Annotated in this window: 30 protein-coding genes and 1 pseudogene; 14 read left to right on the top strand and 17 right to left on the bottom strand. The window is 72.4% G+C overall.

The features are described 5' to 3' along the window. Positions 1-73: 73 nt before the first annotated feature. A complete protein-coding gene (locus BLW14_RS01175) occupies positions 74-961 on the bottom strand; it encodes an LLM class F420-dependent oxidoreductase (RefSeq protein ID WP_093703391.1) in 888 nt (295 codons plus the stop codon). 205 nt (positions 962-1,166) lie between these two features. On the opposite strand from BLW14_RS01175, the gene BLW14_RS01170 reads away from it, so the two are divergent. From BLW14_RS01170 to BLW14_RS01145, 6 genes are all read left to right on the top strand, one after another. After that, positions 1,167-2,705, top strand: a complete 1,539-nt coding sequence (locus BLW14_RS01170; RefSeq protein ID WP_177154191.1) for an MFS transporter — start codon at positions 1,167-1,169, stop codon at positions 2,703-2,705. A 239-nt stretch (positions 2,706-2,944) separates the two neighbouring features. After that, a complete protein-coding gene (locus BLW14_RS34955) occupies positions 2,945-3,256 on the top strand; it encodes a hypothetical protein (RefSeq protein ID WP_256332634.1) in 312 nt (103 codons plus the stop codon). A 188-nt stretch (positions 3,257-3,444) separates the two neighbouring features. Next, positions 3,445-4,311: a GNAT family N-acetyltransferase gene (locus tag BLW14_RS01160; protein ID WP_093703389.1), complete on the top strand. Its 867-nt coding sequence runs from the start codon at positions 3,445-3,447 to the stop codon at positions 4,309-4,311. A gap of 123 nt (positions 4,312-4,434) precedes the next feature. Beyond that, positions 4,435-5,199: a restriction endonuclease gene (locus tag BLW14_RS01155; RefSeq protein ID WP_093703387.1), complete on the top strand. Its 765-nt coding sequence runs from the start codon at positions 4,435-4,437 to the stop codon at positions 5,197-5,199. Positions 5,200-5,281: 82 nt separating this feature from the next. Then, on the top strand, positions 5,282-5,974 hold the full coding sequence (locus tag BLW14_RS01150; RefSeq protein WP_093703385.1) for a hypothetical protein: 693 nt from the start codon (positions 5,282-5,284) through the stop codon (positions 5,972-5,974). Between the two features lie 34 nt (positions 5,975-6,008). Continuing rightward, positions 6,009-6,593 (top strand): ABC transporter permease, encoded by a 585-nt coding sequence (locus BLW14_RS01145; RefSeq protein WP_093703383.1) that lies wholly within the window; start codon positions 6,009-6,011, stop codon positions 6,591-6,593. A gap of 34 nt (positions 6,594-6,627) precedes the next feature. Here the strand turns inward: BLW14_RS01145 and BLW14_RS01140 are convergent, their stop codons facing one another. Continuing rightward, a complete protein-coding gene (locus tag BLW14_RS01140) occupies positions 6,628-7,881 on the bottom strand; it encodes a cation:proton antiporter (protein WP_093703381.1) in 1,254 nt (417 codons plus the stop codon). Between the two features lie 165 nt (positions 7,882-8,046). Between BLW14_RS01140 and BLW14_RS01135 the strand changes: the two genes are divergently transcribed. Then, positions 8,047-8,421, top strand: coding sequence for a VOC family protein (locus BLW14_RS01135; protein ID WP_093703379.1), 375 nt, complete (start codon positions 8,047-8,049; stop codon positions 8,419-8,421). Positions 8,422-8,535: 114 nt separating this feature from the next. On the opposite strand, the gene BLW14_RS01130 is transcribed toward BLW14_RS01135, so the two are convergent. Together BLW14_RS01130 and BLW14_RS01125 are read right to left on the bottom strand one after the other, a co-directional pair. Next, positions 8,536-8,784: a DUF5133 domain-containing protein gene (locus BLW14_RS01130; RefSeq protein WP_093703377.1), complete on the bottom strand. Its 249-nt coding sequence runs from the start codon at positions 8,782-8,784 to the stop codon at positions 8,536-8,538. 237 nt (positions 8,785-9,021) lie between these two features. Continuing rightward, on the bottom strand, positions 9,022-9,912 hold the full coding sequence (locus BLW14_RS01125) for a DUF3626 domain-containing protein (protein ID WP_177153874.1): 891 nt from the start codon (positions 9,910-9,912) through the stop codon (positions 9,022-9,024). Between the two features lie 143 nt (positions 9,913-10,055). Between BLW14_RS01125 and BLW14_RS01120 the strand changes: the two genes are divergently transcribed. Then, positions 10,056-10,607 carry a hypothetical protein gene (locus tag BLW14_RS01120; protein WP_093703375.1) on the top strand — a complete coding sequence of 184 codons (552 nt, stop codon included), beginning with the start codon at positions 10,056-10,058 and terminating at the stop codon, positions 10,605-10,607. Positions 10,608-10,630: 23 nt separating this feature from the next. Here BLW14_RS01120 and BLW14_RS01115 read toward each other — a convergent pair whose 3' ends face one another. Next, on the bottom strand, positions 10,631-11,566 hold the full coding sequence (locus BLW14_RS01115; RefSeq protein ID WP_093710608.1) for an alpha/beta hydrolase: 936 nt from the start codon (positions 11,564-11,566) through the stop codon (positions 10,631-10,633). 148 nt (positions 11,567-11,714) lie between these two features. Between BLW14_RS01115 and BLW14_RS01110 the strand changes: the two genes are divergently transcribed. Next, positions 11,715-12,056 carry a hypothetical protein gene (locus BLW14_RS01110; RefSeq protein WP_093703373.1) on the top strand — a complete coding sequence of 114 codons (342 nt, stop codon included), beginning with the start codon at positions 11,715-11,717 and terminating at the stop codon, positions 12,054-12,056. An 11-nt stretch (positions 12,057-12,067) separates the two neighbouring features. Further along, positions 12,068-12,514, top strand: coding sequence for a glutaredoxin domain-containing protein (locus BLW14_RS01105; RefSeq protein WP_177153873.1), 447 nt, complete (start codon positions 12,068-12,070; stop codon positions 12,512-12,514). A gap of 17 nt (positions 12,515-12,531) precedes the next feature. Here the strand turns inward: BLW14_RS01105 and BLW14_RS01100 are convergent, their stop codons facing one another. The 5 genes from BLW14_RS01100 to BLW14_RS01080 form a co-directional block, all read right to left on the bottom strand. Then, positions 12,532-13,440 (bottom strand): NAD-dependent protein deacetylase, encoded by a 909-nt coding sequence (locus BLW14_RS01100; RefSeq protein ID WP_093703369.1) that lies wholly within the window; start codon positions 13,438-13,440, stop codon positions 12,532-12,534. A gap of 39 nt (positions 13,441-13,479) precedes the next feature. Further along, entirely contained in the window at positions 13,480-16,080 is a 2,601-nt protein-coding gene (gene rph / locus BLW14_RS01095) for a rifamycin-inactivating phosphotransferase (protein ID WP_093703367.1), read from the bottom strand. A gap of 196 nt (positions 16,081-16,276) precedes the next feature. Beyond that, the gene (locus BLW14_RS01090) at positions 16,277-17,263 is read right to left on the bottom strand and encodes an adenylate/guanylate cyclase domain-containing protein (protein ID WP_093703365.1); all 987 of its coding nucleotides are present in this window, start codon (positions 17,261-17,263) and stop codon (positions 16,277-16,279) included. Then, a complete protein-coding gene (locus tag BLW14_RS01085; RefSeq protein WP_093703363.1) occupies positions 17,260-17,709 on the bottom strand; it encodes a universal stress protein in 450 nt (149 codons plus the stop codon). Before BLW14_RS01085 ends, BLW14_RS01090 begins: the two co-directional genes overlap by 4 nt. Before the next feature lie 84 nt (positions 17,710-17,793). After that, positions 17,794-18,393, bottom strand: coding sequence for an SUKH-4 family immunity protein (locus BLW14_RS01080; RefSeq protein WP_093703361.1), 600 nt, complete (start codon positions 18,391-18,393; stop codon positions 17,794-17,796). Between the two features lie 109 nt (positions 18,394-18,502). On the opposite strand from BLW14_RS01080, the pseudogene BLW14_RS01075 reads away from it, so the two are divergent. Next, positions 18,503-19,017: pseudogene (locus BLW14_RS01075) on the top strand (GNAT family N-acetyltransferase). A gap of 22 nt (positions 19,018-19,039) precedes the next feature. Here BLW14_RS01075 and BLW14_RS01070 read toward each other — a convergent pair. Both BLW14_RS01070 and BLW14_RS01065 read right to left on the bottom strand, forming a co-directional pair. Next, positions 19,040-19,450 (bottom strand): RidA family protein, encoded by a 411-nt coding sequence (locus tag BLW14_RS01070; protein WP_093703359.1) that lies wholly within the window; start codon positions 19,448-19,450, stop codon positions 19,040-19,042. 84 nt (positions 19,451-19,534) lie between these two features. Next, on the bottom strand, positions 19,535-20,209 hold the full coding sequence (locus tag BLW14_RS01065) for a ThuA domain-containing protein (RefSeq protein ID WP_093703357.1): 675 nt from the start codon (positions 20,207-20,209) through the stop codon (positions 19,535-19,537). 202 nt (positions 20,210-20,411) lie between these two features. Here BLW14_RS01065 and BLW14_RS01060 point away from each other — a divergent pair, with 202 nt between their 5' ends. After that, positions 20,412-20,636: a hypothetical protein gene (locus BLW14_RS01060; protein WP_093703355.1), complete on the top strand. Its 225-nt coding sequence runs from the start codon at positions 20,412-20,414 to the stop codon at positions 20,634-20,636. Positions 20,637-20,806: 170 nt separating this feature from the next. On the opposite strand, the gene BLW14_RS01055 is transcribed toward BLW14_RS01060, so the two are convergent. Continuing rightward, positions 20,807-21,415: a TetR/AcrR family transcriptional regulator gene (locus BLW14_RS01055; RefSeq protein ID WP_093703353.1), complete on the bottom strand. Its 609-nt coding sequence runs from the start codon at positions 21,413-21,415 to the stop codon at positions 20,807-20,809. 152 nt (positions 21,416-21,567) lie between these two features. Here BLW14_RS01055 and BLW14_RS01050 point away from each other — a divergent pair, with 152 nt between their 5' ends. Then, a complete protein-coding gene (locus BLW14_RS01050) occupies positions 21,568-22,386 on the top strand; it encodes an alpha/beta fold hydrolase (RefSeq protein ID WP_256332630.1) in 819 nt (272 codons plus the stop codon). A gap of 43 nt (positions 22,387-22,429) precedes the next feature. Further along, positions 22,430-22,639: a DUF4287 domain-containing protein gene (locus BLW14_RS01045; RefSeq protein ID WP_093703349.1), complete on the top strand. Its 210-nt coding sequence runs from the start codon at positions 22,430-22,432 to the stop codon at positions 22,637-22,639. A gap of 19 nt (positions 22,640-22,658) precedes the next feature. On the opposite strand, the gene BLW14_RS01040 is transcribed toward BLW14_RS01045, so the two are convergent. The 4 genes from BLW14_RS01040 to BLW14_RS01025 all read right to left on the bottom strand — a co-directional run bounded on the left by BLW14_RS01040 (position 22,659) and on the right by BLW14_RS01025 (position 25,948). Beyond that, positions 22,659-23,912, bottom strand: coding sequence for an MFS transporter (locus tag BLW14_RS01040; RefSeq protein WP_093703347.1), 1,254 nt, complete (start codon positions 23,910-23,912; stop codon positions 22,659-22,661). Between the two features lie 11 nt (positions 23,913-23,923). After that, on the bottom strand, positions 23,924-24,463 hold the full coding sequence (locus BLW14_RS01035; protein ID WP_093703345.1) for a transcriptional regulator: 540 nt from the start codon (positions 24,461-24,463) through the stop codon (positions 23,924-23,926). A gap of 95 nt (positions 24,464-24,558) precedes the next feature. Next, the gene (locus BLW14_RS01030; protein WP_093703343.1) at positions 24,559-25,050 is read right to left on the bottom strand and encodes a DUF2975 domain-containing protein; all 492 of its coding nucleotides are present in this window, start codon (positions 25,048-25,050) and stop codon (positions 24,559-24,561) included. Positions 25,051-25,114: 64 nt separating this feature from the next. Next, complete coding sequence (locus tag BLW14_RS01025) at positions 25,115-25,948, bottom strand: NAD(P)H-binding protein (protein ID WP_093703341.1); 834 nt, start codon at positions 25,946-25,948, stop codon at positions 25,115-25,117. Between the last annotated feature and the right edge of the window lie 95 nt (positions 25,949-26,043).

The following is a 26,043-nucleotide window of genomic DNA, read 5'->3' as shown; positions in this document are numbered from 1 at the left end:
AATGTACGAGTGCGGGCGCGCCCATGCAAGAGCCCCGGCCCGCACAGCGGCGGACCGGGGCTCTGACAGGGTTCTACAGCTCGTCGCCGAACGCGTCGGCCAGCTCGCGGTACTCGGCCAGCGGCAGCCCCGTCTCCCGGTCCGCGGTGACCACCTGGAGCGCCACGTGGTCCGCGCCCGCGTCGAAGTACTCGCCGGCCCGCGCCTTCACCCGCTCGGCGTCCCCGAGGGCGAACAGGGCGTCCAGCAGACGCGTGCTGCCTCCGTCCTCGAAGTCGCTCTCCGCGAACCCGAGGCGCAGCAGGTTGCCCGTGTAGTTGGGCAGTTGGAGGTACATCGCCAGCATGGCGCGGGCCGTGGCGCGCGCACGGTCGAGATCGGTGTCGAGCACGACGGACAGCTCGGGGGCGAGCAGCGCGTCCGGTCCGAGGGCCTCGCGCGCCTCCGCCGTGTGCGCGGGAGTGACGAGGTAGGGGTGGGCGCCCAGCGCCCGGTCCGATGCGAGCTTCAGCATCTTCGGGCCGAGCGCCGCCAGCACCCGGTGTCCGCGGCCCACGGACGGGTCGGCGGCGTCCAAGGCGTCGAGGTAGGCCACCATCGCGCTGTACGGCTTCGCGTACTGCGGGGCCAGCGCGTCGTGGCTGACGCCCAGGCCGAGGACGAAGCGGTCCCGGGATTCCGGGGCGATCGCTGAGATCCGGGCCGCCACCTCCTCGGCGGTGTGGTTCCAGATGCTCAGGATGCCGGTGGCGACGGTGATGGCCGAGGTGGCGTCGACGATCGCGGCGGCGTCGTCGGGCGAGGGGCTGCCGCCGAGCCACAGCGTCCCGTAGCCGAGCGCCTCGATCTCCGCGACCGCCTCCTCGATGGCCTTCTTACCGTCGGCGTCCACCCGCGAGGGGTGCAGCGCGCCGTTCCAGATGCCGACCCGGCCGAACGTCTCACGTGTCTCAGAAGTCATGCCGGGGACAACAGCGCCCGGCCGCCGCTATTCCCGGGCCTGCTGCGAACGGGTCGGTGCCCGCCCGAAAAACCGTCACCGGGTGGCGGACGCAACCCATGTGGACGAGTCGCCGCGTGTGCGGCGGCGGCGCCGGGGCAACTGGCGGATATTGGATGCTCTGCGCTCCGCAGGACGCACCCGCCCGGACGAGGAGGTAGCCGCCGTGACGACCCCGGCCGCATCGGAGGGACCTGGCGACAGGGAACGACGCCCACGTGGGGGAGGGGAGAGGGATCCGCGCGACGAGGCGGCCGCGCCGGGCGACTCCGGGCTCGGCACCATCACCACGGCCGTGCCGGCCCGGCTGGACCGGCTGCCCTGGTCGCGCTGGCACTGGATGATCGTCATCGGCCTCGGCACGGTGTGGATCCTCGACGGCCTCGAAGTCACCACGGTCGGCAACATCGCGAGCCGGCTTTCCGAGGACGGGTCCGGCCTGGACATCACCTCCGCCCAGGTCACCGGACTCGCCGCCGCGCTCTATGTGGCCGGTGCGTGTTCGGGAGCGCTGTTCTTCGGCTGGCTCACCGACCGCTACGGCCGCAAGAAGCTCTTCATGGTGACGCTCGCGATCTACCTCGCCGCGACCGCCATGACCGCGCTGTCCTTCAGCGCGTGGTGGTTCTTCCTCTTCCGCTTCCTGACCGGCTTCGGCATCGGCGGCGAGTACGCGGCGATCAACTCCGCGATCGACGAATTGATCCCCTCGAAGTACCGGGGCCGGGTCGACCTCATCATCAACGGCAGCTACTGGCTGGGCGCGGTCGGCGGTGCGCTGCTGTCGATCGTCATGCTGAACACGGACTACTTCCCCAAGGACCTGGGCTGGCGGCTCACCTTCGCCCTGGGCGTGGTCCTGGGCCTCGTGATCCTGCTCGTACGCCGGCACGTGCCGGAGAGCCCGCGCTGGCAGTTCATCCACGGCCACGGAGAGGAGGCCGACGAACTGGTGGACTCCGTCGAGCGGGAGATCGAGGAGGAGAAGCACGAGAAGCTGCCGCCGCCGGCCGGCGAGATCAGGATCCACGAACGCAAGAGCATCGGCTTCGGACTCATCGCCAGGACGGTCTTCCACAGCTACCCCAAGCGCGCGGTGCTCGGCCTCTCCCTCTTCATCGGGCAGGCGTTCCTCTACAACGCGATCACCTTCGGCTTCGGCGCGATCCTCACGACGTTCTACGACGTGGAGAGCGGTCACACCGGTTACTACTTCGCGGTGATCGCGGCCGGCAACTTCATCGGCCCGCTGGTGCTCGGCAAGCTGTTCGACACGATCGGGCGGCGCATCATGATCGCCGGCACCTACATCGTGCCGGGCATCCTGCTGTTCATCACGGCCTGGCTCTTCGACCGGGGCTCGCTCACCGCCAACACTCTCACCGCCTGCTGGTGCGTGGTGCTGTTCTTCGCCTCGGCCGGCGCGAGCAGCGCGTACCTGACGGTCTCCGAGGTCTTCCCCATGGAGACCCGGGCCATGGCCATCGCCTTCTTCTACGCGATCGGCACCGCGGCCGGCGGGATCAGCGGCCCCCTGATCTTCGCCGACCTCACCGAGTCCGGCGTCCCGGGCGAGACCGCCCTCGCCTTCTCCATCGGCGCGGGCCTGATGTGCGCGGCGGGCCTCGTCGCCGCCTTCCTCGCGGTCGACGCCGAGCAGCGCTCCCTGGAGGACATCGCCAAGCCGCTGTCCCAGACGTCGTAACGCGTCCGGGCGCAGCCCTCAGGCCGGACCCGTCGTCGCGGACGCGGGTCCGGCCAGTCCGTGCAGCAGCAGCCGGGTGAGCGTGTCCACGATCTCGTCGTCGGAGATCCCGGCCGGCCGGGCCCCCCGACTACAGGGTCTGGTGGTCGGCCCAGGCCGCGAGCCCCGACCGGCCGGATCTCGACCGTGCGGACGACGCGTGGCTCGCCCACCTCGTCGGCCTGTACCGGCACGAACGCGTGCCGGCCGCGGTGCTCGCCGCCACCGTCGAACTGCACCGGCCCTCGCTGACGCACACCCTGGACCCGGTGGCGGTCCGGCACAACGACCGCATCGTGCTGCTCGGTGACGCCGACCACCCCGTAAGGGCAGGACAGGGCGTCTCGATGGCACTGGAGGACGCCCTCGTGCTCGCCCGGTCACCGGGCACGCAGACCTCCGTACCGGCCGCACTCTCCGCGTACGACGCCGCCCGTTCGGAACGGGTCGCCAGGATGGCCAAGGCGGCGGGCAACCGCGACTCCAGGACGGCGGGCCCGCTCGGCCGCTGAGCGCGTGACCTGGTGATGCCGCTGGGCATCCGGTACTTCTACGAGAAGGCCACGGCCGGCTCTACGCGTACGACTGCGGCGAACTCCCGGGCGTCGCCCAGCGAGGCTGACGTCGCATCCCGGGTCCTCGCACCGGAGCCCCGGAAACCAGGTGCGGGCAGTCCTCCCGGTGGTGTGGGATCGGGGGCATGACGATCGCTCTCGACACGCCGGACATCGACCGCCTGGCCGCGGCGGGGGACACGCTGCGGGACTGGCAGGAGGAAGGTGCCCCGATGCAGCTGCATCCGGGGGACCTGGGCTGGTACTGGCGGGCCGGCCCGCGGGCGACCGCGGATGCCGTCAGGACCTGGAGCCGGGGCGGGCGGATTCTCGCCGTCGGGCTGCTCGACGGCCCCGGACTGGTGCGGCTCACCACCGCGCCGGACGCCCGCCGGGACGAGGAACTGGCGCATCACGTGGTCGCCGACCTGACCGCCCCCGAGCGCGGCGTGCTGCCAGGAGGCAGGGCTGCCGTCGAGGCACCGGAGGACGCCCTGGTACGGGAGTTGCTGGCCGGGGCGGGCTGGGGCATCGACGAGGCGTGGTCGCCGCTGCGCCGGGACCTGAGCGTGCCGGTGGCCGAGCCGGGCCTGCGGATCGAGGTCGCCGGCCCCGACCGGGCGCACCTGGTGGCCGAGGTCATCCGCGGGGCTTTCGAGGGCTCACGCTTCACGGACGAGCGGTGGCACGCCATGGCGTCCGGTCCGCTGTTCGGCGATGCCCGCTGCCTGCTCGCGTACGACGACCGGGGCGACGCGGTCGCGACCGTGACGGTGTGGTCGGCCGGGCCGGGGCGGCCGGGGCTCCTCGAACCGATGGGCGTGCACCGGGACCACCGCGGCCGGGGCCACGGACGGGCGATCACGCTCGCCGCCGCGGGCGCGCTCCAGGAGCTGGGATCGTCCAGCGCCCTCGTCTGCACCCCGAGCTCCAACACCGGCGGCGTGATCACGTACGTGGCGGGCGGCTTCGAGCGCCGCCCCGAGATCCACGACCGCTTCCGGAGCGCCTGAACGGCGGGCGTCGAGGACCGGGCGGGCCTCACGCGGACCGCCCGGCGCCGCCGCCGATCATGGACGGGGCGGATCGGGGCACATGGCGGTCGATGACGTTCGCGACCTGACGAGGGAGACGCCGTGCCGATACGCAGAACCAGAAGCGTCAAGCCCCGCACCCCGGACACCTTGCGCAGCCCCTTGCTCACCCTCGCCCTGGCCGGCGCCGTGATCTGCGGAGGGGTCCTGCTCTTCCTGCGCTTCGCCCACTGGGCCGGTGCCCATCCGGTCCCCGCCGTGCTCCTGGCACTGCTGGCCCTGCCCGTGCTCTACACCCTGTTCCGGGCGATGCCCCGCGTCCGCGAGCTGCGCCGGGCGGCCCGCGCGGGGATGGAGCCCCCGGCGGAGGAGACCATCACCGACCCGGATCCCGCCCCGCAGATTCTGCTGCACGCCCCCACCGACGCGCAGGACGGGCTCACCGCCGTACTCCCGCCCCCGGTGCCCGACTTCGCCGCCCTCGACCCGGACGGCTTCGAGGCGGCCGTGGCCGAACTGTGCGAACGGGACGGCTGCCGTGAGGTCGAGGTCGTCGGCGGCGCCGGCGACCTGGGTGCCGATGTCCTCGCGACGGCGCCGGACGGCCGGCGCGTCGTCGTGCAGTGCAAGCAGTACGGACCGGACCACAAGGTGGGTTCCCAGGACCTCCAGCGCTTCGGCGGCACCTGCTGGACGGTCCACGGTGCGCAGCTGGCCGCCGTGGTGACGACCAGTGAGTTCACCGCACCGGCACTGGAGTACGCCGAGACGTGTGGTATCCGATGTGTTGACGGTGCCTCACTCGCCGCCTGGGCCGAGGGCGCGGGACCGGCCCCGTGGGGGCCGGCGATGGTGGATACGGCCTGAAAGAGCCCACCGAGACCTGGGCCGCCCTGCCCCCCACCCCGTACTCTCGCACCACTACGGGCTCGCGGGGGAGGAACCGGCCATGGAGGCTTCGGAGTTGGCCGCTGCGGCGGTACGGGTGATGACCGAGGACGGGCCCGCCGGGAGCGGGCGGAAGACGGCCGTCCAGGAGCTGGTGTGGGGCCGGCTGGGCCGGAGCGAACTGGGGGCGTCCGCCCTGAGACGCCTGCACGAACAGCCCGGCGAGGGGTCGGCCGCCATCGTGGCCTCCGTACTCGCCGACGACCTGCGTGCGGACGGCGACTTCCGGGCACGCGTCGACGCGGCACTCCGGGTGCCGCCGCGCCCGGCCACGAGTCCGCCCGGGGCGACCGCGACCCTTCCGGCGCCGCCTCCGCCTGTCACGACCCCGCCGGTGCCGGACGCCCCACAGCCCCGTCGGCGCGCCGCTTCCGGCGCCGTTCCACCGCTGCCCCGGCCGGTTACCGGCCCGGGACAGCCCGTCGGCTCGGTCCGGGCGGTGCTCACGGTCTGGCTGCTGGGCCTGCCCCAGGCCGTCCTGGCCTACACCCTCATCATCGTGGACGCCGGTCACGGCGCCAACGCGGCCCTGGAGAACACGCTCCTGGTCGCGTCCGCCTGCCTTGCCGGTTACGCGCTGTGGAGCGGCGCCCGTCTGCTGTACCGACGCGCGCCGAACCCCTCGCTCCGGGCCGCGACGCTGCTCGCGGGCCTGGTCCTGCTCAGGCTCCTGCTCTGGCTGTCCAACGTGTGAGCCGTACAGCCGACCGGGCGCGGTCGGCGCGGTCGTGACCCTCAAGGCGGCCCACCCGGACCTGACGGACACCAGCCACCACATCGCGGTCGACCCCGGCACCGACGTCCACACCTACGTCGACGCGCTCAACAAGACGCTGGAACCGCTGGGCGCCACGGCCAGGGCGGGCGGCCTCGGCACGGGCGGCGACATGGTCGCCACGCTCGACGCCCTCTCCGCGACCCTCACGCTGATGCTCGTCGCCGTGGCCGCGCTCGGCGTGCTCAACGGCGTCCTGCTCGACACCCGCGAGCGCGTCCGGGAGATCGGCATCCACAAGGCCCTCGGCATGACACCCCGCCAGACCGTCGCCATGGTCCTCACCTCGGTGGCCGTCACGGGCCTGGCCGCCGGCGCCCTCGGCGTACCGCTCGGTGTCGCCCTGCACCGCCGGGTGCTGCCCGCGATGGGGGAGAGCGTGGGCCTACGCCTCCCCGAATCGGTCCTCGCGGTGTACCCCTCGGCGGAGTTGTTCCCGCTCGTCCTCGGCGGCCTCGTCATCGCCACCCTGGGCGTCCTTCTGCCCGCGGGCTGGGCGGCCGGTGCCCGTACGGCGACGTCCCTGCGCACCGAGTAGGCGCGGGCGCGGCCACGTACAGAATGCGCGGACCTCAGGACACCCGGGCCCGCCGCCGGTCCAGGTGCCGGATCACCGGCGTCGCCGTCGCACCGTGCAGCAGCACCGACACCAGGACCGTGAACGCCGCGACCGCCCACAGCTCGTCGGCGTACCGCGCGAGGGGGCCCTCACCGAGCGCGTACGCGAGGTAGAACAGCGAGCCGATGCCCCGGATGCCGAACAGGGCCGTGACCGCCCGCTCGCGCCGCCCGGCCGGGAAGCCCAGCTGGGCGGCGACGCCCGCGGCCGGGCGGATCACCAGGATCAGCGCCAGACCGAGGAGCGCCCCCCGCCACGACAGGTCCGCCAGCCCCGTGGCGACCAGATAGCCGCCCAGCAGGAACAGCAGCACGGCCGTCAGCAGCCGCTCGATCTGTTCGCTGAAGCCGTGCAGCACCTGGTGGTAGCCGTGGTTGCGTTCGGCGGCCCGGATCGTGCACGCGGCGACGAACACCGCGAGGAATCCGTACCCGTGGAGCAGTTCCGTCAGCCCGTACGCGGTGAACGTGGCGCCGAGGGCGGTGAAGCCCTCCATCTGCTGCGAGAGGCGCACGTGCCGGGAGCGGAAGAACAACCGGCCGAGCAGCCGCCCCACGGCCACCCCCGCGACCAGCCCGACCGCCGCCCGCAACAGCACATCGGCCAGCAGCCAGTGGCCGATCCACTCCGCCGACCAGCCCTCGCCCGCCGTCGCCGCCCACGCCACCGCGGCCAGTACGAACGGCATCGCGAGCCCGTCGTTGAGACCGGCCTCCGAGGTCAGCGTGAAGCGCACCTCCTCCTCGTCCTCCTCGTCGTCACCACTCGTCGGCTCCCCGACCCGCACCTCCGCGGCCAGCACCGGATCCGTCGGCGCGAGGGCGGCGGCCAGCAGCAGCGCCACCGCCGGCGGCCAGCCCACGAGCCACACCCCGAGCAGCGCCACACCGCCGATGGTCAGGGGCAGGGCCAGCCCCAGGAAGCGCCAGGCTCCCGCCCAGCTACGCCATCCGAAGGGCCGGTCGATCGACAGCCCGGCGCCCATCAGCGACACGATCACGCAGATCTCCGTCACATGCTCGACCCACACCCGGTCCCGTACGGGGTCCACTACGGGCACACCCAGCGGCAGCAGGGCGATCGCCGCACCCGCCACCAGGAACACCATGGGCATGGAGAAGGGCCGCCGACGGACCAAGGGGGGAAGCACGGCCGCCATCAGAATGCCGATCCCCGCCGCCGTGTATATGCCGTGCACCAACGTCATCCGGTACCGCGCCCTCCATCGCATCGGCCCGCGCACAGCCGAACGAAATGGACGGCCACGCTGACCGCGGCTGCGGCGGGAGGAACCCCGGGTACCCCGGGGACGGACGCCCAAGCCCAGGCGCGGCGGGTGCATGGGTGCGGTGGCCGGGGCAAGGTGGAGGACATGACGATCACGCTAGGCGCCTATGTCCTTGGTACGCCCGACCCTCCCGCTCTGGCCGATTTCTACCGCGCCCTCCTGGGCTGGGAGGAGGCCGAACGGGACCCCGAATGGGTCAGGCTGCGCGCTCCGGAGAGGGAACGCCCCGGTCTCAGCTTCCAGCTGGAAACGGATCACACGCCACCGGTCTGGCCCCAACGGCCGGGGAGCCAGCAGATGCAGGCGCACCTGGATCTGGAGGTGGACGACCTGGAAGCGGAGACCCGGCGGGCCTGTGCGCTCGGCGCGACGCTGGAGGAGCTCCAGCCCCAGAAGGACGTACGGGTCCTCCGCGACCCGCACGGCCACCCGTTCTGCCTGTTCCTGCCGGGCGCCTGACGCCCGGAACAGGCCGGCTCACGCCAAGGGCCGACCGCCCTGCCCCCCGACTCGGGGGACAGCCGCGGCCGGCCCTTCGGCGTCGGCGGCCCCGGGTTTCCCGGCCCCGTCACCTCATACGGGTACGGCGCCCGAGGGGTCGACACGGCCCGGCTCCGCGGCGGGGCCGCCGCGGTGGAGCAGGGCGTCGGCGGTGCTCAGCGCCTCTCGCACGTCGCTGACCCCCGTCATGACACACAGGGTGTACGCGGTGTCCTCGCGTTGCCGGACGGTGTCCGGGGTGGAACGGCGCTCGTCCTCGATCACGGCATCGGCGTAACGGGACAGCGCGGCGCGCAGATCTGCGGGCGTGGGAAGCAGCACAGCCAACTCCTTCTCAACTGAACTGACCCTCCCGAGCCGGTTGGGCGGCTGGGGCAGGGGCGTCGCTCACGACGATCTTCGGATTCCCCGCCATACGCAGACCATTCCAACCGCTTTCGGCCGAACCCGCATTTCCGCGCCACCCATATCGGCGCCGTTACGGGGCACACGTCCTGCATGGCCGGGGAGGCCGCCCTGCGGATGAAGCCACCCAGCCCCGCACGGCAGGCCTCCCGGTCATCTGTCCGTCCCCGCCTCCACCGGCCCTCGCGGCATCGCCGCGTGAGCGTCCCAGCGATGGCCGAATCGGGCCAGGCAGTGCCACACCTTCTTGATCGCCCGGGCATCGAACCGGCCCCCGCACGCGGCGTCCCCCACGATGCGGGGATCGAGGACACCGTCCACGGCGATCGCCGCGCCCAGCTCCACGTACTCCTGCCCCCGGTAACCGGGGTGCCGCCGCAGTTCGTCGACCGTGAGCCGGAAGCCGGTGTGCCACTCCACGGGGCAGCCCAGGCGGCGGGCAGCGGTCTCGACGGCCGTGTCCCGGTAGCAGGGGTCCAGGACCAGCGCCTCCACATGACGGTCGGGGCGGACCGGCCCGTGCACCTGGGCCTCTATGTAGTCGTCGAGCACGTCCTGCCGGTCCGCCAGCGCCAGCTCGACCAGGCCCATGCGGGACGCGACCCCGAAGTCCGTGGGCTCGCAGAAGCTGTCCGGGTAGCAGAAGGTCGTACGGTCCAGCGCCGGGGAGCCCAGCCGGAAGTGAGCCGAACCGAAGCGCGGCGCGCCGCCTACCGGGTACCGGCGGAAGTTCAACGCCCCGTACACCGGCCGTTCCTGGGCCGGCGCGGTGTCGTAGGCCCCCTCGAAGATCCGGCTCTCCCAGCGCCACCGGTCACCGCCCGGACGGGCCGTCAGCCCTCCGTTGCTGGTGCCCGTGACGAACTGCGACGAGTACACGCCGGTCCCGGCCATCGTCGCCAGCACGGACCTGCCGCGCAGCAGACGGTCCGGGTGGAAGTTGAGGGTCACCCGCAACGCCGGGTCCACCGGGGGGCCCGAGGCCAGCGTCGCGACATGGGCGAGGGCCCGGCGCTGCGACGAGGCGAAGGAAAGGGAGTTCATCGGCACAGTGTTCCGCAGGCGGTCGGCGGGCGCCGGGAATTTTTCGCCGGTTCGCGCCCGGCTCCGGGCGGTCGGGGTTGGCCCGACCCGCGCGGTGGAACGTATGGTCGCCTCGCCGTGCTACGTGGACCGGGGGGCCTTTTATGAGTCTGACCGAACAGATACTGCCGCTCGCGGGCGTCGCCCTGGGGGCCCTCACGTCCTTCCTGGTGACCGGCGCCAACGAGCGGACGAGATGGCGCAGGCAGCAGTCCGTACGGTGGGACGAGCACCGCTTGACGGCCTACGCCGACTACGCCCACGCCGTCAAGGAGCTGGCCGCGCGCTACCAGATGCTCGCGGCCGGCCGCGGACTCACCACCGGCCCCGTGCCTATCGACGCGACACCGGAAGTCCTCGCCGAGGTCAGCCAGCTGGAGGCGCGCCGCTCGGCGCTGTCGGAGACCCTCGGCCTGCTCGGCGACACGGAGGCCAACACCGCGTCCAAGACCGTCGACCAGTGCCTGTGGCGGCTCGAAGGACTCGCCCGGGGCGTCGACCCGTCGGCCGGACAGGACTGGGGCGAGGCATACCTGCGGTTCCGCCAGGCACGGGACCGATACGTCGAGCACGCGCGGGCCAGCCTCGGTGTGCCGGGAGCCGTCTCCCGCACTGTGTCCCGGCGCCCCGCCCCCGTTCCGCCGGGGGCACCGTAACGCTGTGCGGCGCGTGCAGGCGGCTACGGCGCCGTGACCGCTGGGCCCACGCACATCTCCGGTGCATCAGCCTCCCCGGCGGACTCCAGGCATTCCTCGAAGAAGGCGAGCGCGCGCAGATGGTACGGGCGGGCGGCGCGGCCGAGGCTGATGTTGTGACCGGCGCCCGCCTGCCGCTCCACCCGGACGAGGGGGGCCCGCTCCAGCCTGGCCGTCAGGTCGGCGATGTGCGCTCGCCCATGCAGCCACCACGCCTCGTGTTCGGCGAACGTCAGCCGCAGGGGTACGCCGACGCGCGGCGCGAGTTCGTCGAACATCCCCGGCCACAGCGTCACTTCGGCCCCCTCACGCGAGGGCATCGGGGCGACCAGAGCCTGCGCCGCACGGAACGTACCCGGGGGGTACAGCCCCAGCGGCCCCCAGGTGCGCTCCCAGTGCACGTGGTGGCGGATGCGCGGGAGATCCGCCGGCTCGACGGCGTAACGGTGCCCGAGCCCCGAGACGTCCAGGGCGAGCAGCAGACCGGGGGAGCGCGCGGCGGTCGTGAGAGCGAGCTTGCCGCCGTAGGAGTGGGCCAGCATGAGGAAGCCCCGGCCGGTCTCGTACCGCTCGGCGAAGGCGTCGAGTGCCGCCGGCAGGACGACGGCCTGCTCGCCCAGGGTCAGACCGGCCGGCACTTGCGCTGCCGAACGGCCGTAACCGGGCCGGTCGAGCGCCAGCACGGTGAAGCCGAGCCGGGCGCCCAGCATGAGCAGGGACAGATCGGGGTGCGCCTGCCCGTCGAAGTAACCGGCCCGCATCCCGCCGCCGTGCACGGCGACGACGGTCGCCCGGGGAGTGCCCTCCGGCTCCGCCACCAGGCCGGACAACGTCAGGCCCGCGGCCTCCAGCAGGAGCGGGCGTACGCCTGCCGAGTGCGTCGGCAACGTCTTCTTCCGGTCCGTCCTGTCCACGCTCACGTGGTCGTCCTTGTCCGTCGGTCGGTGGGGGCCGAGCCGGAACACGGCGATCGGCCCGTACACATGGTGCGACGGTAGGAAGCGGCCACGGAGGACCGCTCGACACCGGATCGAGAGGGGCATCCGCCGTGCGCTACCTTCCTGGGACATGGACGACGAGGCCGACGCACCCTTCATCGACCCGGAGTCGGACTACCCGTGCTGCTGGTTCTGCCCCGCACTGCGGCTTCCGCGCACCGGCTTCCTCGTCGCGGACCGGCCCAGCCGGGACTGGCCGTTCGACGCGGCGGACGGGTTCCGGTACACGGTCGACACCCGCACCCCGGTCTGCGTCCACCCCGGCCGCGTCGGGCTGGACGCGGAGCTCACCGCCCGGACCTACGTGGACCCTCCGCCGCCGGACCTCGGCCCGGGCGGGACCGGGGCGCCGGAACTCCGGTGGTGGCGGCTGCGGCGGTCCGGCCGGCCGGGCCTGCCGGCGCCTCGGTAGCCTTGGGCGCCATGATGCGTGTCTGGCTGCTGCCGATCCTGTTCCTCGCCGCCGGTACGGCGCTCGCGGCCTGGTCGTTCGCCCGGGGGAGCACCGGCGAAGGAGCCTTCCTCCTGGTGGCCTTCGTGCTGCTCGCGGTCCTGAACTCGCCCCTGGTCTTCCCGAGATCCATCAGCGCGGCGGAGGCCCGGCGCCGCAGCGCGGCCGACGGCCGGCCGATCGTGTTCTGGCGGCCGGGCTGCGCGTACTGCCTGCGGCTGCGGTTCAGGCTGCGTCGGCGCGCCCGCCGGCTGCACTGGGTCGACATCTGGCGTGACCCGGAAGCGGCCGCGGAGGTGCGGGCGGCCAACGACGGCAACGAGACCGTCCCGACGGTCGTCGTGGCGGGCAAACCCCACACCAACCCGGACCCGGCATGGGTCCGGGGACAGCTGACGACCGCCGGACGGCGGGGCTGAGGGCCGCCGCCCCACCGTTACGCGCCCGGCGCGTCCAGCCCGTCCTCGATGTCCACTCCCAGCCGTTCCGCCACCGCCGCCAGGGTCGCCCCCAGCGGAAGACCGATGCGGGTGACGGCCTGGCTGTCGCCCCTGGTCGGCTCCCGGTTCACGATCAGCACCGGCTTCCCGGCCCCGGCCGCCTGGCGGACGAACCGGAGTCCGGACATCACCGTCAGCGAGGACCCCAGGACCAGGAGCGTGTTCGCCGCGCGGACCATCTCGCGGCAGTGCTCGACCCGCGCCGGGGGCACCGTCTCGCCGAAGAACACCACGTCCGGCTTGAGGACGCCGCCGCAGACCTCGCACGGCACCACCCGGAAGTCCCCGACCTGCTCGTCGGTGAGATCGGCGTCGCCGTCCGGATTGACCCCCGCCGCCACCGGCTGGAACCCCGGGTTCGCCTCCTCCAGCCGCCGCGCGACCTCCCGGCGCGCGACGAACGTGCCGCACGTCAGGCAGACGACCCGGTCCAGACCCCCGTGCAGCTCCACGACGCCCTCGCTGCCGGCGGCCTGGTGCAGCCCGTCGACGTTCTGGGTGATCACCCCGGACAGCGCACCGCTGCGCCCGAACGCGGCCACCGCCCGGTGACCGGCATTCGGAAGGGCGCGCCGGAACGTCTTCCATCCGAGGTGGCTGCGCGCCCAGTACCGGCGCCGGGCCCGTGCGCCCGAGGTGAAGTCCTGGTACGTCATCGGGGTGTGCCGGCTGAGGCTTCCGCCCTCACCCCGGTAGTCGGGGATGCCGGACTCCGTCGAGATGCCGGCCCCGCTCAGCACCAGCACACCGCCGGCGCCGAGCGCTTCGACGACGGGCTCCGGATCGGTGGTGGCCGGGGGCAGCCCTTCGGTGGGGGTCCAGCTCAGAGTGGGGCGCATGCGCATGCGTCCAGAGTACGGAACCCGCCTCCCGCAGCCCCGCCGTCACGGCAGCAGCTCCACGTACCCGTCGGTGCCGTGCACGCGGATGCGCTGCCCGTCCCGGATGAGCCGGGTTGCTCCCGCCACGCCCACGACCGCCGGCAGGCCGTACTCCCGGGCGATCACCGCGCCGTGCGTCATCAGCCCGCCCACCTCCGTCACCAGGCCCGCGATGGCTACGAACAGCGGCGACCAGCTGGGGTCCGTGAAGGTGGTGACCAGGATGTCGCCCGCCTCCAGATCGGCCTCGGACACGTCGAGAACGACGCGGGCCCGTCCCTCGACGGTCCCGGCGGAGACCGGCAGGCCGGTCAGCGCACCCTGCGGCACGTCGTCGCGCCGGTACGCCCCGTTCACCGCCTCGCCGTCGGACGTGAGCACCCGGGGCGGGGCGAGCGTGCTGAACACCCGGAACTCCTCCCCGCGCCGCCGGATCAGCCCCGCGTCCACCTTCTTCGTGCGCACGGCGTCACGGAACTCGTCGAAGGTGAGAAGGAAGACGTCCTCCCGGCCGGCGAGCGCCCCGGCCTCCACCAGGCGGTCGGCCTCCCGCATCAGGGCCTGCTTGTAGAGCGCGTAGCGGCGGATGATGCCGTACTTCGGGTACTCCCGGTACCCGATGAACGTCCGGACCCGGTCGATCATCCGCTTGGTCTCGTCGGCCTTCAGGTCCCCGTCCGGCAGGGCCCGCAGCCGGGTGAGCACGTCCCGCTCCTTGGCGAGCGCCTTCCGCCGGCCCTCCTCGAAGCGCTGGGCGGCGGCGCCCGGTCCGAAGAGCCGCACGTTGTCGAGGATCACCGGCACGAGCGCTGAGGGGCGCTCGCTCCAGCGCGGCCGGGTGATGTCGATCTCGCCGACGCAGCGCATGCCGTACCGGTCGAGGTAAGCCGCGATGGCGTCGCGCGCCTCCGTCCCGCCCGCCACATTCGCCAGGCCGTCCAGGAAGCCGTCGTCGTCCCCGACACCCCGTAGATACGCCACCGCTTCCGGATGCGGCCGGATCACGTCCGCGACGTCGAGCAGCGCGAGGCCCATCTCCGAGGTGATGTTGTCGGGGGCGGACAGTGTGAGCGTGTCGGCCGCGTTCTTCTCGCCGAGCCACTCCAGCAGCTTCTCGTTCAGCCACCAGGTGGACTCCATGCCCGCCATGATCGCCCGCATACTCAGCGGGTCGCCGAGGACGCGCTTGTGCTCGTCGAACGCCTCCACGAGGAAGTCGAACAGCGCCGGTCCCGAGTGCGTCCGGATGTCCCGCTCCAGGGCGGCGACGGACGCCTCGCTGCGCGCGATCAGCTCACGGACGACGGCGGGATCGGTCGCGATCGGGGCCGGCGCCCCGCCGGGCGGCGGCGCGGCGGGCGCCGGGTCCGGCAGCGTCGGGACGAAGCCGGCGTGGCCGAGGACGGTCTCGAGGGCGTCCCTGACCAGCGGATCACCCTGGCCCATCATGTCCAGGAGCGCCGTCCGGGCCGACGGCGGGCCCAGGCGCCGGGTGATGTCGACGAACAGCCGCCCGCCTGCCTCCAGCATCGGAGCCATGGCCGTCAGCCGCCACATCGAGAGCCCGAGGGGCTTCATGGCATCGGTCATCATCTGCTGGTGCCCGACGGAGACGTAGACGTGGTTCTCGTCGTCCGCCACCTCCGGTACGGGGAAGAGCGTCGTGATCGGCCGGCTCTGGACGATCCGGAACCCGTCGTCGACGAGACACCACTCGATGTCCTGGGGGCTCCCGAAGTGCTCCTCGATCCGCCGCCCGAGCCCGACGAGCCGCAGTACCTGCTCGTCCGTCAGCGTGGGCTGCTCCTGCCGTCCCGCGTCGACCGCCACCTCCCGGGTGCCGCCGCCCTCCAGCGGTACGATCGCCCGCTCCTTCGCAGCGATCGTCCTGCCGATGACCGCGCCGTCGCGCACCGTGAAGACGTCCGGGTTCACCAGCCCGGACACCAGCGCCTCACCGAGCCCGAATCCGGCGTCCACCGTGGCGTTCTTCCGGTCGCCGGTCACGGGGTCGGCCGTGAAGAGGATGCCCGACGCCACCGGGAACACCATCCGCTGCACGACGACGGCCATTCCCACCGCGCGGTCGTCGATGCCGCCGCGCCGCCGGTACGTCACGGCCCGCTCCGTGAACAGCGACGCCCAGCACCGGCTGATGTGCCGGAGCACCGCCTCCGTACCCACGATGTTCAGATACGTGTCCTGCTGGCCGGCGAAGGACGCCGTCGGCAGGTCCTCCGCCGTCGCGCTGGACCGTACCGCGTACGCGGCCCCCTCGCCGTGCCGGGCCAGCGCCCCGGTGACCGCCGCCACCAGCTCGTCCGGAAGGGCGAGCCCCTCGACCGCCCGGCGGATTCCGGCGCTCAGGGTGCGTACCGCCTCCCGGTCGTCCGGCTCCACCCCGGCCAGCCGTTCGAGCAGCTCGTCCACCTCGGGCGCCCCGGCCACGACGCGCCGGAAGGCGTCCGTCGTCACGCAGAAGCCGCCGGGCACCCGGACGCCCTCGATACGCGACAGGGTGCCCAGGTGCGCGCCCTTGCCACCGACGAGCGCGATTCTCGAACCGTCGGCCTCGTCCAGATCCCACACGTACCGCTCGCGCACGCGACGTCCTCGTTTCCGCAGGTTGGGGGTTGTCAGGCCGACGATTGTGCGGCACCCCCCGGCCCTTGCCGCAAGCCCCCCGGTGCGCTATATGTTGGTTACGGCAGGGAGAGGGTTCTCCCTGCCTTTGCTGTTGTACGCCGTGGGACGCCGTCCGTACGGCGGCGCCACGCGCACCGGTACGGACACTCCGGGGTTACGAAGCCGCCCTGCCCCTCCGCAGAAGCACCGGCCGCAGCCGGCTGTAGCCGCGTACCGACACCGGACGCAACGCCCTCAGCGCGTACGCCGCCCTTCCGGCCAGCTCACCGGCGAGCGCGGTGTCCACCAGCACGGACGCGGGGCGGGCCACCGCCGTGAGCCGGGCCGCGATGTTGACCGCCGCGCCGTAGACGTCGCCGAAGCGGCCGATGACGGGGCCGTGGGCCAGCCCGGTGCGCACCTGCGGCAGCTTCGGGTCCGCCTGGGCGCGGGCCGCAAGCTCCAGCCCGATGTCGGCGGCACCGGCCGCCGATTCGCAGACGAAGAGCACCTCGTCGCCGATGGTCTTCACCACCTGCCCCCGGCCCTCCGCCACCACATCGCCGGTCATCGTCTCGAACCGGTCGAGCACATCGACGAGTTCGGCGCCGTCCAGGCCACGGGTCATCCGGGTGTAGCCCACCATGTCGGTGAACCCGACGGCCCGGTCCCGGACGTGGGCGCCCGGCCCCGCTTCCTCCTCCTGGGCCTCGCTCAGCAAGTGCCCCGCGTACGCCACGAGATGACGGCGCCACACATAGCGCTGCACGCTTTCGATCTCCGGCAGCAGCGCCGCCATGTGCTCCAGCAGGGCGTCCCGGTCGGGCAACGGCCCCTCGTCGCGGCCCAGCCAGTCCCGCAGGGTGTCCACCTGCCAGTCCGCGAGCCGGGAGAGGTGGTGGCCGAGGGCGCGGGCCATCATCGTCTCGCTGTGCTCGGTGATGAGCCCGGCCGCGATGAGGCGTTCCCCCGCGCGCAGGGCCTCCACGTCGGCGTCGGTGAACACCCTGGCGTCGTCGTCCACTGCCGGGAACCCGAGCGCCCGCCAGACCTGCACCGCGCGCTCGAACCTCACCCCGGCCCGCACGGCGACATCCCGCCTCGTCCAGACCCGGCCCCCGCCCAGCAGCACTTCTTCGACGGACTTCGGCCCCGTGCTCATGTGGTGTGGACGATCAGCACGTCGAGGCCGGCCTTCCTGGCGACGTCCGCGGGGACGGAGCCCAGGAGCCGGCCCGCCAGCGAGCGCAGCCCCCGGTTGCCGACCACCAGGAGGTCGGCCGAGCACTTCCGGGCTGCCCGCACCAGCGAGGGGACCGGCTCGCCCTCCACCGCGACCGTCCGCACCGTGGCCGCTCCCTGCACACGGGCGCGGTCCTTGGCGGTCCGCAGGGTCTCCTCGGCCGGCGCCGAGCCCACGACCTGGTAGGCCTCCGCACCCAACTGGTCCTTCGCCGCCGCAAGTTCGGGGCCACTCATGGGGGCGTACGCACAGGTGATGACGAGCTCGGCACCGCACACCGCGGCCAGCCGTGCGGCGGCCTCGACCGCCGCGAACGACGATTCCGATCCGTCCGTGCCGACCAGCAGGGTTCGATAGGCGGTCAAGGCAAACTCCTTACTGTGAAGTAAACTTACTTCGAAGTAAGGTAAGGGGACCGGCGACCCCGGGCAAGAGTGCGGCGCACGCGGTCAGCCGTGGAGGGAACGGCCGGCCGGGCTGTCGTCCGTGAAGCGCGCGCCCGCGGCGATCTCGTCACCGACCACCGACCACACGGTCTCGTCGTCCAGGAAGGGAAGCGGGTCCACGGCGCTCGTCGTCTCCCGGATGCGTTCCACCTCTCCGCCCAGCCGTTCGAAGTCGGCGTCCTCCTCGTCCTCGTCACCACTGAAGGCGAACTCTTCGAGGAGCCGCTGGAACCGCAGGGCGACGTGGATCAGCGAGGAGACGTCCGTGTGCAGCTCCACCACGGTCTCCTCGTCCGGGTCGAACGCGTACACCTTGCCGGAGCCGGGGTGGAGGGCGAGGTGGGCGTTGAGCAGCCACCCGAACACGGGCCACTCGCCGGCCTCCCCGTCGGCGTCCACGAGCTCCCGTACGAGGGGGAGGAGGCCCGATTCCGTGTCGGGCTCCCGGAGGGAGAGCGTCCCGGTGGGCACACCGACGCTCTGCAGAAGACGGGCGCCCTCGGTGTCCGCCGCAGGCGGCGGGAACGCGGAGGTGGGCAGGGACGCGAGCCGCTCCTCGCCGAAGACTTCGGCGAGTCGGGCACGGGTGACATCGAAGAGCACGGGAAGACTCCGGACGCGGTGGCCATGGGGAACGTCACCAGCATGGCGCACCGACGAAGGCGACTTCGCCCCCGGACCGCCCGGCCTTGGTGGGATAGGGTCCCCGACCATGGCTGAAGCGCTCTTCCTTCCCTGGCCGCCCGCCCCGATACGCACCGAACGCCTTGTGCTGCGCGAGTCCGGGAGCAGGGACCGGGCGTCCTTCGTCGAGCTGCTCTGGGCGGCGCCCGCCCGGGAGACGAGTGGGAGCGACAACTCCCGGAGACACCGGGGAAGGGCGCCGGCTGCTTCGTGATCGAGCGCGACGGAGCGATGATCGGCATCGTCGAGCTCAAGCAGCGCGACCTGGAGAAACCGGACGCGGTGCGCCCGGACGCCGGGAAGGCAGAGCTGGGCTACCTGCTGCTGCCGCGGGCGTGGGGCCACGGGTACGCTGCCGAGGCGTGCGAGGCGGTGCTCGACTGGTTCGCCGAGGCGCGCCCCGGCGAGCCCGTCACCCTCTTCACCCAGACCGCCAACACCCGCTCCATGCGCCTCGCGGAGAAGCTCGGCTTCACCGAGATCCACTGCTTCGAGGCGTGGGGCGCCGCCCAGTGGATGGGCGTACGCGCCCCGGCCGCGTAGCCCGGCCCGCGGCCACCGGGCATCAGGAGTCGAGGACGGCGGCGACGGCCTCGATCTCGACGAGCTGGTCCGCGTAGCCCAGCACGGTGACACCCATCAGCGTGCTGGGAACGTCGTGCTCGCCGAACGCGTCCCGCACCACCTCCCACGCCTTCACCAGGTCCTCCTGGCGGCTCGACGCCACGAGGACCCGTGTACTGATGACGTCCTGGATCGACGCGCCGGCGGCACGCAGGGCGGTCTCCATGTTCTCGACGGCCTTGCGCGCCTGGCCCGCGTAGTCCCCGAACGCCGCCGTCGAACCGTCGTCGTTCAACGGGCACGCCCCGGCGAGGAAGATGAGCCGGGACTCGGCGGGCGCAGTGGCCGCGTACGCGTACTCGGCGACATCGGACAGGGCGGCCGAGCGGATCAGGGTGACGGCACGGGGCATGGCGGGTGGTCCAATCGCGTGGGGAACCGAGCCCGGACATTCTGCCGAGAGGGCGCCGCCCCCGTCCCCTCGTTTTCCGTTCGCTCAGCCGCCGGCCGTCCACCGCAGCCCGCCGAGGAGGTGGGCGCGGAAGGCCGGGTCGTCGTACGCCGACTCCGCGTGGCCCAATGATGTGTAGAAGGAGCGGCCCGCGCCGGACTCCCGGCACCAGACCAGCGGGTGGTCCGCTCCCATGCCGCCGCCCTCGTACCCCGTCTCGTCGATCGAGGCCAGGATCCGGACCCCGGGGCGGCGCGGATTGCTCCGGAAGTCGTACCACTCGTCCTCCCGGTCCCACCGCCGTGGCAGGTGGCGCGTCGCCGGGTGATCCGGGTCCTCGATCCGCACGGTCCCGGGCTGGAAGGCGGGATGGCCGGCGAAGCGTGCACCCACCAGCTCGCCGTAGTAGGGCCAGTCGTACTCGGTGCACGCGGCGGAATGGACCCCCATGAAGCCGCCGCCGTCCGCGACCCACCGCCGGAGCGCGTCCCGCCCCTCCGGCGTGAGCACGTCCCCGCTCGTGGACAGGAAGACCACCGCGTCGCGCCCCGCCAGGGACGCGTCGGTGAAGGCCGACGGGTCCTCCGTCGCCTCCACACCGAACCCGTGCTCCTCGCCCAGCTCACGCAGGGCCGCCCGCCCCGCCGGAATCGAGTCGTGGCGGTAGGCCGCGGTACGGGTGTAGACGAGGACGTCCGACAGGCGGCCGGTCTGGGACATGCTGCGACTCCGGGGTTCTGGTGGGCGCGCTGGTGGCGGTCACGGGCAGTCTGCCCCGGCCCGGCGCGGGGCATCCGTCCGCCGCCGTCGCGCTCCTGTTCGGCGCGGCCCACCCACGGGCGGGGCGGTTCGCGTGTACTGGTTACGCAACCGTTGACGGCCCACGAGCCTGGCGGGTCGGCCCGCTCCCTACACTCGCGGCATGAACAACCTCAGGTGCACCCACTGCGGAACCGTCGGTCTGGAGGACGGTTTCATCGAAGACGCCGGCGAACACTCGCGCGGATACGCCCGCTGGATCGAGGGTGCGCTGGAGCGGGGGGTGTTCGGCGGCGCCAAGCGCATGGGGCGGCCGCGCCGGCAGATCGAGGCGTTCCGCTGCCCCAAGTGCGGGCACCTCGAACTGTTCGCCACGGGCCGGGTGTAGCCGTACCGGACGTCGCCCCGTTCGTCCTGCGGATGCTGACGGTGTGGTTCCTGGTACGCGGACGCAGAGCGACTGGGCAGGGTGTCCTCGGCGGACGACGTCCCGGTCAACGCGACCGGTGCCGCGTTGGCCGCCCTCCTGCCCGCCCGCTGGTGGCGCCCGAGGGCGGCTCACGCATAGGCGGCCATGAAGGCGCGGATGCCGCCCTGCGCGTAGTGGTCCAGGTCGGCATCGGTGTGCTGCGCGCTGCCGTGGAACATGGCCCGGTTCACCGGAATCCACAGCAGCAGCCCGGAGAAGTGGTGCGCGGCCAGCACCGGGTCGGGTGTCTTGAGGAGCCCTGCGTCGGTGAGGCGCCGGAAGGTGTCCGCGAGCGTGGCCAGGACCCGCTCGAACCCCTGCTCGTACCAGGCCGCGCCCAACTCCGGGAAGGTGTCGGCGTTGGCGATGATCAGGCGCCGCAGCTGGATCACCGGCGGCTGGGTGAGAGCCGTGAGGAACTGGCGGGCGAGACGGGTCAGGTTCTCGTCGAGCATCGCGGCGTCGGCCGGGATGGCGGCCACCAGGTCGACCATGGCGTCGATGCGGTCGGTGGTGGCGAGCACGATCTCGGCGAACAGCTTCTCCTTGTCCGCGAAGTGCTTGTAGACCGTCTGCTTCGAGACCGCGGCCAGCTTCGCGATGTCGTCCATGCTCGTCCCCGCGTACCCCTTGTTCAGAAACACGGTGGTCGCGGCCTCCAGGATCGCCTGGTGCTTGCGCGCTGACCGGCTGTCCATCTTAGCCACCTCTCTTCGTCCGCCCTGTCCGCCATCGAGAACAGTACTGGACTGATCAGTACTCGCATGAGTACTGTACCGTCCAGTTCTAGCCGTGGCGGTTCGCTGCGGGCTGTGAGGCATGGCAGCGACACATCCATGGGGGATGACAGATGAGCAGGACAGTGGACAAGGTCGTCTCGGCCGACGGCACGACCATCGCCTTCGAGGAGCGGGGCTACGGCCCTGTCGTGGTCCTCGTCGGTGGTGCCTTCATGACCGGGGCGGCCTCCGCCGAGCTCGCCGGTCTGCTCGCCGAGGACTTCACGGTGATCACGTACGACCGCCGTGGCCGGGGAGACAGCGGGGACAGTCCCGCGTACGAGGTACGGCGGGAGATCGAGGACATCGACGCGCTCGTCGAGGGCCCCGGCGGCGGGTCCGCGATGCTCTTCGGCATGTCCTCGGGCGCGGTACTGGCCCTGGAGGCCACGGCTCACGGCAGTCCGGTGACGCGCCTCGCGCTGTACGAGCCGCCGTTCGTCACCGACGACAGCCGGCCGCCGCTGCCCACCGACTACGTGGAGCACCTGTCGGAGCTGGTGGGCCGCGAGGCGTACGGAGAAGCCGCCGCCTACTTCATGACGGCCGCGGTGGGCCTGCCGGACGAAGCCGTCGCGGGCATGCGCCACGCCCCGTTCTGGGCCGGCATGGAGGCCGTCGCCCGAACCCTCCCGTACGACGGGCGGATCATGGGCGACACCATGTCCGGTCGCCCCCTGCCGGTCGAGCGCTGGGCGTCCGTGACCGTACCCGTCCTCGTCGGCAGCGGCGACGCCGGCGCACCGCACATGCTGACCGGTGCGCGCGAACTCGTCGCCGCGGGAGACAACTTCAGCCTGAGGGTCTTCCCGGGCGAGGAGCACACCATCGAACCGAAGAACCTCGCTCCCGCACTCGCCGACTTCTTCGGCGGCAAGCACGCCAAGTAACCGGCCCCGAGCACACCCACATACACCAGGAAGAGGTATCAGCATGACCGCACAGGTCAAGGGACCCGCCAGTTACTTCCCCTCCATCGAGAAGAAGTACGGGCGCCCCGTCGACGACTGGAAGGAGATGATCCGAGCGTCCGACCTCACCAAGCACATGGAGCTCGTCAACTGGCTCAAGACCGAACACGGTCTGGGTCACGGCCACGCCAACGCCCTGGTCGCCCACACGCTGGCCGAACAGGGCCGGTGACGCCGCGCCCGGGGGCGTCTCACCGGGCGGGCTCATCGGCCGGGGCGTCCGCCTCGGCGGGCGACGCCGCCCGCAGCGCCGCCTCGACGCGCCGGTTGTTGGTCATGGACGCGGTGACCGCCGTCATCGTCAGAAGCAGCGCGGCGGCGGCGTAGAGCGGGGTCCGGATGTCGTACGCGGTGGCCAGCCAGCCGCCGAGGAAGGCGCCCATGGGGGCGGCGCACATCGCGAGCATGCGGGAGGTCGAGGCCACCCTGCCCATGAGGTGGCCCGGGACGATCGCCTGCCGGAGGGACGGCCCGAGCACCATCGTCGCGCCCATGGCGGCCCCGCAGACGGCGAGGGCCGACCCGGCCGCGTACGGGTTCGAGGAGGACGCGAGGCCCAGGATCGCGAGGCCCTCGACGGCGGCCGTGCAGGTCAGGGCCGTGCCCGTGCCGAGATGGCGGCCCAGCCGGGAGGCGATGGCCGCGCCGAGCAGGCCACCGGTGGCCTCCGCGGTGAGCAGCAGGCCGAAGCCGTACGTGTCGATGCCGAGGCGGTCGTGCGCGAAGAGCGCGAGGACCGTCTCCACGGCGAGGAACGCGATGTTCCCGACGGCGGGGCGCAGCGCGAGCCCCAGCAGCAACTGGTTCCGGAAGACGTAGGACGCACCCGCCCGGGCCTGCGCGAGCAGCGACTCGCGGCCCTCCGGCACGGGCCGGGGCATGGCGGGCAGCGTACGTACCAGCAGTGCGGAGAGCGCGAACGACACCGCGTCGGCGACCAGCGGAACCGCCCGTCCGAGCGCGAGCAGCACGCTGCCCGCGGGCGGCCCCGCGAAACCGGACATCGCGGTCTGGGCGCCGCGCAAGCGGGAGTTGGCCCGCTCCAGGAGTGCCGGGTCGCGGCCGAGCAGGTCCGGCAGGTACGCCGTGGCGGCCGTGTCGAAGAAGAGCCCGCCGAGGCCGAGCAGGAAGGCGACGATCGCGAGCAGGGGGATGCTGAGTACGTCGAGCCCGGCCGCCACCGCGGGGATCGCGAGCAGTGCCGCCCGTACCGTGTCCGCGACCCACATCGTGCGCCGGCGGTCCCAGCGGTCCACCAGCGCACCGCCGAGTATCCCGAAGAACAGCCACGGCAGCGTCCCCGCGGCCGTGACGACGGCGAGCGCCATCGGATCCCGCGTCAGGGTCAGCGCGATCAGCGGCAGGGCGGCGTGCGTCACCCCGTCACCGAGTGAGGAGACGGTCTGAGCGGTCCACAGCCGTCCGAACCCGGTGGGTGACTTCATTGCTCTCGCGTTCACTTGATCTCCCCCTCGGAGTTCCTGACCGGTGCGGGGTGGAACAGTGCGAAGACGAGCGAGGTGTCCGGCAGTGCGGGGTCTGACAGCTCCCGGAACTCGTCCGCCAGGGCGTTCAGCCGCGCCCCCAGCTCTGCGAACTGCTCGTCGGTGAGCCGCAGATGGGCCATTCGTACGTGACGTTCGCCGTCGGCGGGTGAGGCCTCCAGATCCGCCACCGCGTGACGCATCAGCACATCCGGCCCGCCCTCGCCCGGGTCGGGCAGCTCAACGGATCGTGCGGCCATCGCGTAGTACCGCTCGGTGACCCCCCGGACCTTGCGCGTCCGCACCACCTTGATCAGCCCGGCCCGTTCCAGCAGCCGTACGTGGTAGCTCGAACTCCCCTTCGCGAGGCCGACCCGCTCGGCGATCTGGGTGATGGTCGCGGGCTCGAAGCGGAGCGCGGCCATGATCCTGTGGCGCGTGAGATTGGAGACGGCACGCAGCTGCTCGTCCGTGGTGACGTGAAAGGTCTCGGGGAGTTCGTCGGTTGGCATGACCCCAATGGTCAACGTTTCTTGACCATTGGGCAAGGGGTTTGCGCGAAGAGTCGAAACCGTGCGGTGTTCTCGGGGTCGCGTGGTGACCGGAGTCAGATCACGTCGTCCAGCTCGGCGCGCAGGCGCGCCGCTTCGGTGTCGCGGGCGACGGCCTGGGTGAGCAGGGTGCGCAGGACGAGCGCGATGAGCGCGACGCCCAGGATGCCCGCGCCCACCCCGGCCATGATGACCGAGACGCCCGGGTCGTCGCGTTGGCCGGGCGCGTTGACGGCCGTGACCGCGAACCATACGAGCGCGGCCGAGGTGATCGCGCCGATCACGCCGTCCACGCAACGGAAGGCGGCGTGCGAGAACACGGTGCCGCGTCGGACCATCGCCACGAGCCGCCATACGCAGACCAGGACGACCTGGACCGCCACCATGCCCACCATCGTGAGCACGCGCAGCGAGGTCAGCGGCATCGACCCGTCCTCCGGATCGTTTCCGCTGATCAGTGTCCACGCCATGCCGACCTGTACGAACACGGTGCCGGCGAACACCACCGCCAGCAGGACGCGCAGCGCGCCCACGGTCAGCCGTCCCATGCCTTACCCTTCCATCGAGTTGCGATGGAAAACTATCGAAACTCGATAGTATGGGCAGGGGGGCTCAGCGGAAGGCTGCGGCGTTCTCCTCGGCCCATTGCCGGAACGTTCGGCCCGGTGCCCCGGTGAGGTGTGCGACGGTGTCGCGGACGGCGAGCAGTTCGTCGTTGACGTCGCCGCCCGTGACATCGAGGACCGCGTCCGCCGCCTCCTCCCCGAAGACCTCGGCCATCCATCCGCGGGCCTCCTCCCGAGTCGTTCCGGTAAACGGCACTTCCCGCCCGGCGGCCGCCGCGATGGCCTCCACCTGTTGCCGGGCCGACACCGGCTCCGGACCGGTCAGCGCGTACGCCCGCCCCCGATGGCCGGGCTCGGTCAGCGCGACCCGGGCCACCGACGCGATGTCCGCCGGGTGGATCGTGGGCAGCCCGGTGTCCGCGAACGGTGCGCGGACCGTTTCCCCGGCGCGGATCGACGCGGCCCACATCAGCGCGTTCGAGGCGAACTGGGTCGGCCGCAGGACGGTCCATGTCATGCCGCTGTCCTTGAGCAGCCGCTCGACCGCCAGGTTCTCGCCGGCGGGCCCGAGGTGGGGATGCGTCCGGACGGTGATCGACGACACCAGCACCACGTGCTCCACACCCGCGCGCCGGGCCGCCGCGAGAATGTCCGCGTCCGGGCCCACGCGCGACGGCAGGAACAGCGACCGCACCCCGGCCATCGCGGGTTCCAACGACTCGGGCACTCCGAAATCGCCTTCGTACAGCTCGACGTCGGCGGGGAACGCGGCCCGTGAGGCATCACGGGTGAGCCCTCTGAGCGGACCCGCGCCGCAATCGTGCAGCTCCTTCAGCAGTGCGCTTCCGATGTTCCCGGTCGCTCCGGTCACGAGGATCATGAGCGTGTTCTCCCGTCGGCAGATGACTGACCGGGCAACACGCTAGGAACTCAAGCGGACTTGAGGTCAAGGAGGGGCGGGCCCCCGAGGCGTGC

It is taken from the genome of Streptomyces sp. 2131.1, assembly GCF_900105515.1.
Classification (GTDB): domain Bacteria; phylum Actinomycetota; class Actinomycetes; order Streptomycetales; family Streptomycetaceae; genus Streptomyces; species Streptomyces drozdowiczii.
Note: the sequence above shows the minus strand (reverse complement) of the source record. Positions and strands in the feature narration are given on the sequence as shown.

Excerpts from the sequence above, each read along its gene's own strand:
- BLW14_RS01175 (WP_093703391.1), bottom strand. The coding sequence starts at position 961 with ATGACTTCTGAGACACGTGAGACGTTCGGCCGGGTCGGCATCTGGAAC.
- BLW14_RS01160 (WP_093703389.1), top strand. The coding sequence starts at position 3,445 with ATGACGATCGCTCTCGACACGCCGGACATCGACCGCCTGGCCGCGGCG.
- BLW14_RS01150 (WP_093703385.1), top strand. The coding sequence starts at position 5,282 with ATGGAGGCTTCGGAGTTGGCCGCTGCGGCGGTACGGGTGATGACCGAG.
- BLW14_RS01140 (WP_093703381.1), bottom strand. The coding sequence starts at position 7,881 with ATGACGTTGGTGCACGGCATATACACGGCGGCGGGGATCGGCATTCTG.
- BLW14_RS01135 (WP_093703379.1), top strand. The coding sequence starts at position 8,047 with ATGACGATCACGCTAGGCGCCTATGTCCTTGGTACGCCCGACCCTCCC.
- BLW14_RS01125 (WP_177153874.1), bottom strand. The coding sequence starts at position 9,912 with ATGAACTCCCTTTCCTTCGCCTCGTCGCAGCGCCGGGCCCTCGCCCAT.
- BLW14_RS01120 (WP_093703375.1), top strand. The coding sequence starts at position 10,056 with ATGAGTCTGACCGAACAGATACTGCCGCTCGCGGGCGTCGCCCTGGGG.
- BLW14_RS01110 (WP_093703373.1), top strand. The coding sequence starts at position 11,715 with ATGGACGACGAGGCCGACGCACCCTTCATCGACCCGGAGTCGGACTAC.
- BLW14_RS01105 (WP_177153873.1), top strand. The coding sequence starts at position 12,068 with ATGATGCGTGTCTGGCTGCTGCCGATCCTGTTCCTCGCCGCCGGTACG.
- BLW14_RS01100 (WP_093703369.1), bottom strand. The coding sequence starts at position 13,440 with ATGCGCATGCGCCCCACTCTGAGCTGGACCCCCACCGAAGGGCTGCCC.
- BLW14_RS01090 (WP_093703365.1), bottom strand. The coding sequence starts at position 17,263 with ATGAGCACGGGGCCGAAGTCCGTCGAAGAAGTGCTGCTGGGCGGGGGC.
- BLW14_RS01070 (WP_093703359.1), bottom strand. The coding sequence starts at position 19,450 with ATGCCCCGTGCCGTCACCCTGATCCGCTCGGCCGCCCTGTCCGATGTC.
- BLW14_RS01065 (WP_093703357.1), bottom strand. The coding sequence starts at position 20,209 with ATGTCCCAGACCGGCCGCCTGTCGGACGTCCTCGTCTACACCCGTACC.
- BLW14_RS01060 (WP_093703355.1), top strand. The coding sequence starts at position 20,412 with ATGAACAACCTCAGGTGCACCCACTGCGGAACCGTCGGTCTGGAGGAC.
- BLW14_RS01055 (WP_093703353.1), bottom strand. The coding sequence starts at position 21,415 with ATGGACAGCCGGTCAGCGCGCAAGCACCAGGCGATCCTGGAGGCCGCG.
- BLW14_RS01050 (WP_256332630.1), top strand. The coding sequence starts at position 21,568 with ATGAGCAGGACAGTGGACAAGGTCGTCTCGGCCGACGGCACGACCATC.
- BLW14_RS01045 (WP_093703349.1), top strand. The coding sequence starts at position 22,430 with ATGACCGCACAGGTCAAGGGACCCGCCAGTTACTTCCCCTCCATCGAG.
- BLW14_RS01040 (WP_093703347.1), bottom strand. The coding sequence starts at position 23,912 with ATGAAGTCACCCACCGGGTTCGGACGGCTGTGGACCGCTCAGACCGTC.
- BLW14_RS01035 (WP_093703345.1), bottom strand. The coding sequence starts at position 24,463 with ATGCCAACCGACGAACTCCCCGAGACCTTTCACGTCACCACGGACGAG.
- BLW14_RS01030 (WP_093703343.1), bottom strand. The coding sequence starts at position 25,050 with ATGGGACGGCTGACCGTGGGCGCGCTGCGCGTCCTGCTGGCGGTGGTG.
- BLW14_RS01025 (WP_093703341.1), bottom strand. The coding sequence starts at position 25,948 with ATGATCCTCGTGACCGGAGCGACCGGGAACATCGGAAGCGCACTGCTG.